Genomic DNA, 12,601 nt, shown 5'->3' with positions numbered 1-12,601 from the left:
CCTTACTACTTGTTTCTGTTCCATTAACGTCATCCCAATGTTAAAATTTCCAAATCAGCGCCCTTTCGCTACCCGGGGACAGGGTTTCATGCTGTAATGTGGAATATGAAATAAGGAAGCCCGCACCTGCTGCGGCAGAAGTACACTAACACTAATGAGACGGAGGAACTGAACGACATGAACAAGACGATTAATTTTGCACACCGTGGTGCATCCGCGGTCTGCCCGGAGAATACGATGGCGGCTTTCCGCAAGGGACTGGAGCTGGGTGCAACCGGCATCGAAACCGATGTTCAGATGACCTTGGACGGAGGCCTGGTCCTCATTCATGACGAGGATCTAAGCCGTACTACGAACCGCAGCGGATTGGTGAAGGATAAAACTTTGAGTGAAGTACTTGAGGCGGACGCTGGTTCATGGTTTGGAGCTGCATTCGCAGGAGAACGTATTCCCGCTCTTGAAGAGCTGCTGGATTTGGTGCACGGACGTGACACAATCCTCAATATTGAGCTGAAAAACGGCATGTTCCTCTACCCCGGCATGGAGGAAAAGGTCATTGCCGCCGTGCGGGAATACGGCGTGAGTGAGCGCGTGGTGCTGTCCAGCTTCAACCACTATTCTCTTGCGTACTGCAAGTCGCTGGCACCCGATATCCGCACGGGTATTTTGTATGGAGAAGGCTTATACCGGCCTTGGGATTATGCGGCTTCCCTGCAGGCGGATGCGCTGCATGCCTATCACTTTGCTGTACTGCCTGAGTTTGTTGCGGAGGCGTCGGAGCATGGAATTGTCTATCATCCATGGACTGTAAATGATCCGGAGCGGATGAAGTACCTGATCGATGCCGGTGTCGCGGGGATTATTACCGATGTTCCCGATGTCCTCGCAGGACTGATGGCGTCCAAGGGAGTGTGACCGTGAAAAAAGTCTGGCTGCTTGGCTTCGGTTTCTTCAGCATCAGCATCACATGGAGCTTATACAACGCGTTTGTCCCTTTTTTCCTGGAGAAATATGTGCATAGCGTCGCCCTGATCAGCTTCATGATGACCATCGATAACTATTTTGCGCTGTTTCTGCAGCCGTGGATCGGTAACCGCAGTGACCGGACGACGTCCCGTTTCGGGCGGAGAATGCCCTATTTGATGTTCGGCATGCCGCTGGCTGCCGTGCTGACCATGCTGATTCCGTTCCACACCGGACTGTTCACTCTCCTGCTGTTCATGATGATGATGAATCTGGCCATGAGCCTGTATCGTTCGCCGACCGTCGCGCTGATGCCGGATATTACGCCGGAGCCTCAGCGCACCAAGGCCAACGGGCTGATCAACTTCATGGGCGGAGTAGGGTCCATTCTGGCTTTTGGCGCAGGGTCCTTTCTCTATGATGTAAGCCCTGTGCTGCCATTTGTGGTGGCCGGTCTGATCACGCTGATGTGTCTGTACATCGTGTCGAGGTTTATTCGGGAGGATCGGGATGGGGTCATTGGACCCGCAGTGAATGCCGCGGCCAATCCAGGCGCTGAGCGTAATTCCCAAGTGACAGGCAGAAGCGGCCCTATGGACAGGCCAGCACGCATCTCCCTCACCAAACAGCTGGACCGGACAACGTTCTGGCTGCTGGCGGCGATTTTTTTCTGGTTCGTGGCTTATCAGGGGGTCGAGACGTTGTTTACCTTGTATGGCAAACATCATCTGGGGCTTAGTGAGCAAGCCGCTTCGTTCTCGCTCACGTTCTTTTCGCTTGCTTTTGTGATCTTTGCGATTCCCAGCGGCTGGCTGGGCGGACGGTTCGGGAAGAAAAACATCATTATTCTGGGTGTATGCGGACTGATGGCGGTATTTGCTCTCGTGGGGTTTGCGGAAAATGTGCTGCTGCTGCGTGGTCTGCTGCTGCTAGGCGGGATGTTCTGGGCTTGTATCAATATCAATTCCTACCCCTATGTGGTCGCTACAGGAGACGAAGAAAGTATCGGCACGCGGACGGGAATCTACTATTTGGTCTCATCACTCGCCGCCATTACATCTCCGCCCCTGCTGGGGCTGCTGATTGATCTTACGGATTACTCCATCCTGTTCTATGCTGCCACCGTTAGTATGGCATTCGCCCTGGTGTGCCTGCTGATGATGAAGGGGCGTGTAAAAGCAGTGAACGCTGTTCGCTCTAATCAAGCGTAATCAGAAAACAAACCCGGCAGGTAACACCAGCTTACGCCCGCATGGAGCTTCGCTTATGATCAAGCCCATTGGGACTGGTTACACCGCTGTGGAGCAGGCTCACCGATTGGCCAGCCGGTTTGGCAGGATTGGTATTCTCTTCCTTATACACGGAGTAGCGGCCACTCCCGAGCTGCTTGGCATTATACATGGCCGAATCGGCCTCTTTTAGCAGCTTCTGGCGGTCGATCTTCCCATGGCTCATGGTGATGCCGATGCTGGCTGAAACAAACAGCTCATGTTTCTCCAGTCTATAATTCCGGGTCGTCTTCTCCAGAATCCGTAACGCCAGCTGCTCCGCTTCTTTGCGGCCGCAGCGCTTGGCGATAATCACAAATTCATCCCCGCCGATGCGGAAAATATGCCGTTTGCCTTTGCTTGAGAATTGGCTCAGTGTGGTACCGACCGCCTGAAGCAGTAAATCGCCCACATGATGCCCCAGCGTATCGTTGATGGATTTGAAACGGTTGAGATCCAGAAACAGTACCGCGAGCTGTTCATTAGGTTTGCAATGATCCCAGAAGTGATCCATGCCGTTCTTGTTCAGGAGACTGGTCAATGAATCGCGGTAAGCCAGTTCCTTCAGCTGTTCCCGCTCAGCAAGCAGCATACGCAGCCGGGAGAACAGGTAGAGCATTCCCGTCAGCGTCAGAACATACAGTGTAAGCGGAAGAACGAATCCGTCTTTACCGGAAGCGAATCCAGCGCCCTGGAGGGACTTCAAGCCCAGCAGGTGCATGGCGCTCATTCCGGCACCCGCAATAAAGATTATTAAGACCGCGCGGACTGCGCGGTTTTTTTGATTTCTGCCGCTGAATTTCCGGGACAGATAGAACATGCTATAGACAGACAATGCTGCTATGAGCACCGAGGATACGGCCAGCATATAATTTCGGGCTTCCATGGTCCAATTGCACTCCTTTTGCATGTGAATAATTTCGCACTTTGAAGCTTTACAGTACAATAATACACTGAAGATGAACGGAACACCACCATGAATCATTCTGAAATAAAGCAGGCGATATGCATGATATATTTATTATCGGCAGGAAGAACTTCTTCCTGCATGGGATCATTTGGAAGCCTGTGCTGCAGACTGGCGCATTAAAAAATCCGTCCCCGACAGGACGGATCGACAGGACGGGTGCCCCCGCAGGATCAACTACTATGACCGCTCAGCATCAATATGCGAAACACAGTTGTACAAGGCACAAGTCCAACCGTTGCCGTCCTTGACGACATGAGTGATTGAGGTGTTCTTTAGCAATACGGTTACATCAAGTCCGGGAACCAGTCTTCTCAGCGTGCTGCGCAAAATAGCACCGTGGCTGACCACGAGGATCTTGTTGCCGGGATGCCGTGCCGCAATGTCTTCGATGGCCCTGCTGCCTCTCTCCTGGCCGGACTCGTCGCTCTCCAGCTCCATATCGATGCTCTTCCATCCGCTGCCCCACCGCTCCACTCGTTCGTCCTCTGTAGTGCCCTCAATCAGACCGCCGTTCATCTCCCGAATGCCCGGGACCAGCCCTGTGACCGGAATACCGAGCCGCTCCGAGATCACCTCTGCTGTCTGCACCGCTCTGAGCAGGTCGCTTGAATAGAGGTAATCCCACTCTTCTCCGCGAAGACGCTCAGCTATGGCCGCTGCCTGGCGCAGTCCTTCCTCATCGAGCGGATTATCGGTATGACCCTGAATCCGGCCTTCTTTATTCCACAGTGTGCTGCCATGCCGAATCAAGCCAATAGTTGTCATTATACTTACCGCCTTTATTCAATATGAATGGTCGAATGCCATCTGTAGATTATAAACCATCGCTCCGGCAGATGCATATTGGCGCCCCCAGAATATGGTAGGTAACATTGAATATAGCGAGTGGAAATAATTGACGGAACCGCTACCCGGATATATGATATTATGGGTCTGTTTACCACATTCCAGCATCCGTACCCTATAATTCAAAAGGAGATTACTGTTTACAATGAAAAAGTTGTCCGTTCTATCGCTCGCTCTCATCTTCATGCTCTCTGCACTAACCTCTGTACCCGCCAGCGCTGCCGCTGCTGCGGCGCCCAAAACCACCATCTATGTCGACAAGGATAACCACTCCTACATCCCGCTACGGTTCCTGAACGGTTTTGCCGGTATTCAGGCAGGAGTCGGCGGCCAAACCGGGAAGCAAATTACCGTTTCTAGAGACGGGAACTCCGTAGTTCTGGCATCCGGCCAGACAGCAGCCTCTGTTAATGGCAAGTCCGTTACGCTGAGTGAGCGGCCTTTCAGCAGTAATGGGACAACCTATGTGCCTTTGTCCCTCATCAGCCAAACCCTGGGTATTCAGCTGGCGTGGAGCAAAACCGCCGCTTCCCTTACATTAGCTGCAGGCGATGACACTGCCACGCTGCCTGTATTATCCGGCGCGCTGATTTCAGCAGGCTCTCCGGCAGTTGTAAGTTCTAAACACACTTACAAGGTAGGCGGGAGATCCTTTACCGTACAAATGGTAACCGTGTCCCTGCTGCATCCTGCTCTCAAACTCGATGTTGTCCTTGCGGGCAACACCATAGGCAGAACAGAAGCGCTAGGCAGCATTGCCAAGCGCAGCGGAGCAGTTGCCGCTATTAACGGCACGTATTTTAATGCCTATACAGACGGGGCCTACAAAGTTCCTTATGGATATATTATCAGCGGCGGGAAAATGCTCAAGAACAGCCCGGCAGACAAGCGGACCGTATTCGCTTATGACAACAACCTTCTGGCAGAGCTGATCCCGGGCAGCGAATTCATGGATCACTTTAATTCCGGAGCTGTTACAGGTGCGATCCAGGCCGGTCCAAGGTTGCTTATAGATGGCAAAGTGGCCCTGAATGTGGCCGGGGAAGGCTTCCGGGATCCAAAAATATTAACGGGCGGCGGCTCCCGCAGCGCACTGGGACTGACCAAAGACCATAAGCTGATTCTGCTGACCTCCGGCGGGGCAACCATCCCCCAGCTGGCCCATATCATGAAGCAGGCTGGGGCATACCAGGCGATGAATCTGGATGGCGGCGCCTCCAGCGGCCTATATTATGGCGGCAAATATTTGACTACCCCAGGACGGCTGATCAGCAATGCGCTGGTGGTCAAAACCAGATAATGGCTGCCGGTAATCCGGATTCGTAGTTCTTTTCATCCCACAAACCTCCAGGCAACCGGCTTTGCCAATATCTTCAGACAAAAGCTCCGTTCACAGCCATTTCGGCTATGGACGGAGCTTTTGTTGTATGCAAGCCTTAGAGACCATTCTCTCATGCAGGCAGAATAAGGAATTGAAGACCGGGGATAATAACGCCAAAGAATCCAGATTCCAGCAGAACCGAGGTGTTATGATGGCAAACAAACAGAAGCCGGCCCGCAAGAATGCCAGTGTTCCCTCAGAGAACTCCGTGCCTGCCCCGCTTCCTCTTGATCCTTCACTCGAGGTGAACTTGCAGGAGCTTGGCAAGCGGATCGGCCAAAGCTCGGATGTCGTCTTCCGCAGATTCACCAACGAGTCTTTAAGCTCACTAGCGCTGGCTTTTGTATATATTGACGGCCTGGTTAACGCCGACGTGGTCAATCAGACTGTGCTTCAGCCCTTGCTGGAAACGGTCACACTAAAGAGCGAATCCATCACCGCCACAGATGCCTTCAGGATGATCAAGGATCAAATCCTGCCCATTGGGGGCGTCAAAGAAGGTAAAACGCTGGAAGCGCTCCTGTCCATGCTCTTCGATGGCTATACTCTAATTCTGTTCGATGGACTCCAGATGGCACTGGCCGCCGATACTTCGGGCTGGGAGAAACGCAGCGTCAATGAGCCGACCTCGCAGGGCGTCATCCGTGGTCCCAAGGAGGGCTTCACCGAAAGCCTGCGGACAGGCACCTCCATGCTGCGGCGCAGACTCAAAACCTCTGATCTGCGTATCGAAGAGTATAAAATCGGCCAGCGCACCCAGACCGGAGTAGCTCTGGTCTATCTGGATGGCATCGCAAGTGAGCAGGTGCTGAAAGAAGTCCGCCGCCGCCTGAATGCAATCCATACAGACAGCATTCTGGAGAGCAACTATATTGAAGAGTTCATCCAGGACGGCGGCCTGACACCCTTTCCGACCATCCAGAACACGGAGCGTCCGGACGCGATGGCCGGAGGCATTCTGGAAGGGCAAATCGGAATCATCATTGACGGCACACCTTTTGCACTTCTTGCACCATCTACGTTTTTCAACTTTTTCCAGTCCAGTGAGGACTACTATCAGCGTTATGATATTTCTTCCTTTCTGCGGCTGATCCGCTATGGGGCTTTTTTTGTATCCATGCTGCTGCCAGCACTCTATATTGCCGTTACCACCTTTCATCAGGAAATGCTTCCGACCACCCTGCTGGTCAGCCTCGCCGCCCAGCGGGAAGGGGTCCCGCTGCCGGCGCTGGCGGAGGCGCTGCTTATGGAGCTGACCTTCGATGTGCTGCGCGAAGCCGGGGTACGCATGCCGCGCACCATCGGCCCGGCGATATCCATTGTCGGCGCACTGGTGCTGGGGCAGGCTGCCGTTCAGGCCGGACTCGTCTCCGCCGCTATGGTTATTGTGGTTTCTTTTACGGCGATCTCCAACTTTGTGATTCCTTCACTGGCCATCGCTAACTCCATCCGGCTCATCCGTTTTGTGATGATGTTTATCGCCGCGACACTGGGACTCTTTGGCATCATGTCCTTTCTGATGGTACTGCTGATTCACATGGCCGGATTACGCTCGTTTGGTGTGCCGTACCTGTCACCAGTTGCACCGATGGTTCCTCGTTATCTTAAGGATATCTTAATCCGTGTTCCTCTCTGGAGCATGACGATGCGCCCCAAGACCAACCTTGGCAAGGAAACACGCAGACAAGGCCCGGATCAGAAGCCTAAGCCGGCGGAAGGCAAGAATAGCCAAGAGTCCGGGCAGCCCAAACCACAAGGGGAGGACCCCGCATGAATGGAAAAGTCGGCACTACTCAGGCAGCCATGCTGATTGTCAATACAATTCTGCCAACAGCCACCGTCGTACTGCCTGTGATCATCAGTAACTATGCGGAACAGGATGCGCCGCTGGCCATTTTGCTGTCCACTTTCTTCGGTCTCCTTATCGCAGCCCTGGTCGGCAGTACCGTCAGCCGCATCAACGGCGCTCCATTTCTCACATGGGTCGGCGAGAAAAGCTCGCCTGTTATCGGTACGGTCCTTGGCCTCTTGATGCTGCAGTTTTACCTGGATAATACCTCGACCATACTGCGTGAATTCGTCAATTTCCTGAAGGACAACGTGCTGGTCAATACGCCAATTTCGATATTGTGCACACTGATCCTGCTCATTACTATCTATATGGTAAGACAAGGACTGGAGGCCATTGCACGGGTAAACAGTCTTGTGATATTGCTCTTTGTATTTTTCGTGCCGCTGTATCTGTTCGGACTGTCCAATGAAATGAATGTGCACCAGTTGTTACCCATGTTTGATCATTCTCTGGCCGAGCTGACGCTCGCCAGTATTACTCCAACCACATGGATGTCCGAGGTTGCGGTGCTGCTGTTCCTGGCACCATATCTGAAAGATCCGAAGCGGGCCCGGATCATAGGCTGGAGTGGCCTGATTGTTGTTGCCTTAATCATGATGTTTTCTTTGATTACAACGCTCATGGTCTTTGGCCCTGATTTTATCAAACTCAGTACTTATCCCGGATTCACAGCAGCCAGTATTGTACATCTCGGAAGATTTATCGAGAAGCTCGATATTCTTTTTATTTCCTACTGGGTGATGTCCATTTACCTGAAGTTTTCAATCTTCCTGTTTGCTACCGTAGAGTGCTTTAAGCAAACCTTCAGGGTAGGCAGCAGCCGGCCGTTCATCGGTGCCCTGGGTCTGCTCATCCTGCTCGAGTGTCTGTATACCTGGCAGAGCACAGAGAAATTAAACCTCTATAACAAGGAAGGACGATTTCTCGTCTTCTTCCTCTTCAATGTACTCGTTCCTTTGGGGGCGATTGGACTGGACCGGTTCAAGAAGGGCAAACCTAAACAGAAAGGATGGGAAACTTGAATATTCACAAAAAAATTCTCATTCCCCTCCTGTGCCTTCCCCTCTTATCCACTCTGCTGACCGGCTGCTGGGATGCCCGGGAACTGAGTGAGCTTGGCATTACATCCGGGTCTGCATATGACTGGGAGAATAACCAGTGGAAGGCCACCTACCAGGTCATCAACCCCTCGTCAGGATCCAGCGGTATGGGGGGCAGTACAGGCGGAAGCACCAGCTCGCCTCCGTTTGTGACTTTTACAGTCAAGGGAAGGACGATTATGGAAGCGATTGAAAAAACCAACCTGACAAGCACACGTGAAATGTTCTTCTCCCATTCACGGATTACCGTGCTGGGAGAAAGTGTCGCCAAACATGGTATTAACCAATTAATTGATATGTTCCTGCGCAAGCAGGATGCCCGGGAAACCGTCTATGTATTTATTACCAAGGGAGAAGCCGGCAATATTCTGGATCAGCTCATGCAGTTGTCCAAAAACCAGGGGGCTGGCGTCCAGCTGATGATCGAACAGGAATCCCGGCTGATCTCCTATTACCCAGGCGTACAGATGTTCGAACTGGCAATGGCCTTATCCTCCGAATCAGGCAGCGCTGTCCTTCCGGAGATCCTGCTTACCGGGACGGAGATTATGGACGAAACGACAGAAACCGGACGTACTGATCTCAAGACCCGGCTGGCCCTGGGGAGGCTGGGTGTGCTGAAGGGAGATCAGCTGATGGGCTGGTTAAGTCAAAAGCAAGCATTCGGCTTGTCCTTCATGACAGACAAGATTAAGACAGCGACCATAGCCTTCTCTTCGAAGCCCAAATCCGGCGACAAGCCGGATGCCTCTTATATCCTCCAAAAATCCAAAACCATCGTCCATCCCAAGTGGGAGCAGGACCATTACGTGATAGATATAGATATCAAAGGGAGCGGTGTATTATCCGAAGTTGGCAGCGTTATGGATTTGAACGATCGAACTTCGATTACAGAAATGGAACATTCTATTGAACAGCAGGTGCTGGAGCTGGTGAACAATTCCTGGAAGGAGATCAGAACGCTGGGGGCCGATGTTACAGGCTTCGCGGTCAGAATACACCGAAGTGACCGCAAACGCTTCAAGCAGATCAAGAAGGCCAAGAACTGGGACAGCACGTTCCAGGAGATTGAAATCCGGCCCCATGTTTCGATGAAAATTGAGCGGACAGGGCTCAGCAATAAATCCTTCGAATCTGTTCACGAGAAATAAAGGAGCATATCTATGAATATAGCTGTAATTCTGGGGCTCTATGTCCTCGTGTTCTGGCGGGGATGCACCATGCTGAAGGGAAAGAGGCGTAAGCTGAATAGGCTGTGGTACGGCTGTATATTGATTTACTGTGCCTATGTTAATATTAGCGGCTTTACCAGAACTCCGCATCTAAGTGTGTCTAGCCTGTATATAGCTTTCTTTCAGCCGGCGGGCAGAGCAATGATCAAATGGTTAGGAGGTTGATTCCGTCATGCAAAAAAAGGAACAGGTGTCTGCCCTGCAAATCTCGTTCATGATCATGCTGTTTGAGATCGGCAGCACGCCACTGTTTCTGCTTGGCGGCAAGGCCAAGCAGGACTCCTGGCTCGCTATGTGTACCGGCTCGATGGCCGGCTTTATTCTGCTTATGCTTCTGATGTGGATTCAGCAAAGTTCGCTGGGCACAGACCTTATCGGCATGCTTAAGATCCATTTCGGACGTTACGCAGGTTCTGTGATTGGCGGAATTTACAGCCTGTATTTCGCTTACCAGTCGATGCGCAATGTCCGTGACCTGGGGGAACTGACGGCGCTTACCATGCTGCCAAGATCACCGATGTCCATTACGATGCTGATTTTTGTCGGGATTTCCATTTACGCTATTTGGAAAGGGGCCGAGGTTGTCTTCCGCCTGCCGGAGGTCCTGCTGCCGATGGTGCTGTTCTTCTATGCCTTGCTTGTTCTGTTGTTCGGGATCATGGGTTCCCTGGATTTCAACCGTCTAGGCCCGGTCTTCGAGAACGGATTTAAGCCGATTGCTGACGCCGCACTGCCGGACATTGTCTCCTTCCCCTTCGGGCAGATGATTGTATTCCTGATGCTATGGTCCTTATGGGACAAGCCGGGGGTTCCCGTAAAAAACACTGTGGTGGCCTATCTCCTGATCAGTATATTCCTGATTTTCATGAACGCACTGAATGTAGCTGTCCTCGGGCCCACGGTCGCAGGAATCAGCCAGCTTCCCTTTTTAAAATCGGTACGCACCTTGTCCAGTCTGAAATTCATCGAACGCCTCGATATTCTGGTTACCGTCCAGCTCTTCGTTGGCCTGCTGATCAAGATGATGCTGTTCTTCTTCTGTTCTGTGAAGGCAGTAGCGGAGCTGACCGGAAAACCGGCTAAATGGTGGGTATTCCCCGTAGGCGCGGTTATTTATGGCGCTTCTTTCCTGGAGAGGGACTACACGCAGCACATTGCTATCGGCCTGGGACCAAGTCTGAGGATCGATCCAGTGTTCCAGGTGGCAATCCCTCTGCTGCTGGCCCTTTCCATCCTGCTGCGCAGCAGATTTGCGCGTTCTTCATCTTAGAATGTCGCAGCAGTGCAGACACTGGTAGTGATTCGTCCGGTCCTGTATCAGATCATTATCCGGTAGGTCATTGTGCCAGTTGGACGGCGGGCTGTTCTACAGGTACACTGGCTATAATGAATAAGCCAATGTACAAGGAGGTTCCGGACTCATGTCCAAAGCCGATTACATGTTGTCCATTCTATGGATGCTGCAGCAGCGCAAGAGAACTGCTGCAGAGCTGGCCGAAGAGCTGGAGCTGAGTGTCCGCTCGGTCTACCGCTATATTGACGCCCTCTGCGCCAGCGGTGTCCCCGTAATCGCAGATGCCGGTCCGGGAGGCGGTTATAGTCTCCCGGAGCACTTCAGCTCAGCTCCGCTGTTCTTCGACGCCGGGGAACGGCGGGCGCTTGTCCAGGCCTCATCCTTCGCACGGGGAAGCGGATATCCTTATGAGCAGGCGCTGGATGGAGCGATTGCCAAGCTTAAGCGTTACAGCAATGCCGAACAGCTGTCGCACATGGAGCGCCACGAGAGCGGTCTGGAGACACTCCATTCACCGGCAGCTCCGCTTGCGCAGCTGCTGGAAGAGCTTGAGATTTGTACAGCGGACAGGCTGATGCTGGAGATGGATTACCGCAAGGGCAACGGGTCTCCCCCTTCCTCCCGCAGTATTGATCCCTACGGACTGGTGCTGTGGAAAGGCCAATGGTACCTGACCGGCTTCTGCCATAAGCGTCAGGAAATCCGCAGCTTCCGGGTAGACCGGATCACGGGCCTGCGGAGGACGGGGGAAACCTTTCTGCGCCCCGCCAGCTTCTCGGCGCGTGAGTTCCTGCTTCAGAGCCTTCTGCCCGGATATAACGATCCGGCAAAACTGACTGCAGTTGTCATAACAGCCGCAGAAGGGGTACTAAATGATCTTTGCAGCCATTGGCTGTTCGGTCATACGCTGGAGCAGCGCAGTGCAGATACAGCGAAATTCCTGCTGGATGAAGCCACCCTGTACAGCTACGCTCCTTACTTTCTGCTGCCTTATGGCAAAGCGCTAACCATCCTTGAGCCTGCAGCTCTGAAGCAGAAGCTCGCCGCGGTGACCGCGGATCTTGCGGCATATTATTCTGCATAATGTCTTTCTTAGGATCACTGACCATATCTGTCAGTGATCCTTATGTATAGTAGAGACAGGACTAGGGTTTAAAAATATCCTTTCAAGGAGGAACAATTGAAATGAACGAATTGAAATATGAATTTTATATTGCCGGCACCCCGGCTCAGGTGTGGGACACACTGGTTTCGCCGGGGCAGGTCAAGCAAATCTATTACGGCAGCGTAATCCGCTCCAGCTTCAAGCCAGGAGAACTGCTGGAATACGTGGGTCCCGGAGACGGGGGTGACGAGACAGTACATGTATACGGAACGGTGCTGGAATACGTCCCGGAGAAGACCTTAAGCTTCACTCACAAGGTTGGCCCCTCCTATCTCAAGGACCGGGAAAACTACGAATCCCGTATCTCCTGGCAGCTGGAAGCGGTAGGCGGCTGCACCCGGCTGACATTAATTCACGATGAATGGCATCCGGACGACCCTTCTTATGCAGCCAGCGACAGCGCGTGGTGGCATATTCTGAGCAATATCAAAACCCTGGCCGAGACCGGCCACACTCTGGATTTTGGCAGCTTTTAGTAGCATCCCGAACTAACCTCTCACTTTCCGAACGATGCATATGGACAACTTCAC

At 52.6% G+C, this 12,601-nt stretch carries 11 protein-coding genes; 9 read left to right on the top strand and 2 right to left on the bottom strand.

Annotated elements, in window-relative coordinates; all coding sequences use genetic code 11:
* Positions 1-177 precede the first annotated feature (177 nt).
* Both A3848_RS01575 and A3848_RS01570 read left to right on the top strand, forming a co-directional pair.
* A complete protein-coding gene (locus A3848_RS01575; RefSeq protein WP_074083188.1) occupies positions 178-915 on the top strand; it encodes a glycerophosphodiester phosphodiesterase in 738 nt (245 codons plus the stop codon).
* 2 nt (positions 916-917) lie between these two features.
* On the top strand, positions 918-2,174 hold the full coding sequence (locus tag A3848_RS01570) for an SLC45 family MFS transporter (RefSeq protein WP_074083187.1): 1,257 nt from the start codon (positions 918-920) through the stop codon (positions 2,172-2,174).
* A 31-nt stretch (positions 2,175-2,205) separates the two neighbouring features.
* On the opposite strand, the gene A3848_RS01565 is transcribed toward A3848_RS01570, so the two are convergent.
* Positions 2,206-3,117: a GGDEF domain-containing protein gene (locus A3848_RS01565; protein WP_074083186.1), complete on the bottom strand. Its 912-nt coding sequence runs from the start codon at positions 3,115-3,117 to the stop codon at positions 2,206-2,208.
* A gap of 261 nt (positions 3,118-3,378) precedes the next feature.
* Entirely contained in the window at positions 3,379-3,966 is a 588-nt protein-coding gene (locus A3848_RS01560; RefSeq protein WP_074083185.1) for a histidine phosphatase family protein, read from the bottom strand.
* Between the two features lie 226 nt (positions 3,967-4,192).
* On the opposite strand from A3848_RS01560, the gene A3848_RS01555 reads away from it, so the two are divergent.
* The 7 genes from A3848_RS01555 (at position 4,193) to A3848_RS01520 (ending at position 12,547) form a co-directional block, all read left to right on the top strand.
* Positions 4,193-5,347, top strand: a complete 1,155-nt coding sequence (locus A3848_RS01555) for a phosphodiester glycosidase family protein (RefSeq protein WP_074083184.1) — start codon at positions 4,193-4,195, stop codon at positions 5,345-5,347.
* A 232-nt stretch (positions 5,348-5,579) separates the two neighbouring features.
* Entirely contained in the window at positions 5,580-7,202 is a 1,623-nt protein-coding gene (locus tag A3848_RS01550; RefSeq protein WP_074083333.1) for a spore germination protein, read from the top strand.
* Positions 7,199-8,302, top strand: a complete 1,104-nt coding sequence (locus A3848_RS01545) for a GerAB/ArcD/ProY family transporter (RefSeq protein ID WP_074083183.1) — start codon at positions 7,199-7,201, stop codon at positions 8,300-8,302. The genes A3848_RS01550 and A3848_RS01545 overlap by 4 nt, the downstream gene beginning before the upstream one ends.
* Entirely contained in the window at positions 8,299-9,531 is a 1,233-nt protein-coding gene (locus A3848_RS01540) for a Ger(x)C family spore germination protein (RefSeq protein ID WP_074083182.1), read from the top strand. Before A3848_RS01545 ends, A3848_RS01540 begins: the two co-directional genes overlap by 4 nt.
* Positions 9,532-9,784: 253 nt before the next feature.
* Positions 9,785-10,882, top strand: coding sequence for a GerAB/ArcD/ProY family transporter (locus A3848_RS01530; protein ID WP_074083180.1), 1,098 nt, complete (start codon positions 9,785-9,787; stop codon positions 10,880-10,882).
* A gap of 151 nt (positions 10,883-11,033) precedes the next feature.
* Positions 11,034-11,990, top strand: a complete 957-nt coding sequence (locus tag A3848_RS01525; RefSeq protein WP_074083179.1) for a helix-turn-helix transcriptional regulator — start codon at positions 11,034-11,036, stop codon at positions 11,988-11,990.
* A 101-nt stretch (positions 11,991-12,091) separates the two neighbouring features.
* Positions 12,092-12,547, top strand: a complete 456-nt coding sequence (locus A3848_RS01520) for an SRPBCC domain-containing protein (protein WP_074083178.1) — start codon at positions 12,092-12,094, stop codon at positions 12,545-12,547.
* Positions 12,548-12,601: the final 54 nt, after the last annotated feature.

The sequence above is a fragment of the Paenibacillus sp. P32E genome, assembly GCF_001909085.1.
GTDB classification, from domain to species: domain Bacteria; phylum Bacillota; class Bacilli; order Paenibacillales; family Paenibacillaceae; genus Paenibacillus_AQ; species Paenibacillus_AQ helianthi.
Note: the sequence above shows the minus strand (reverse complement) of the source record. Positions and strands in the feature narration are given on the sequence as shown.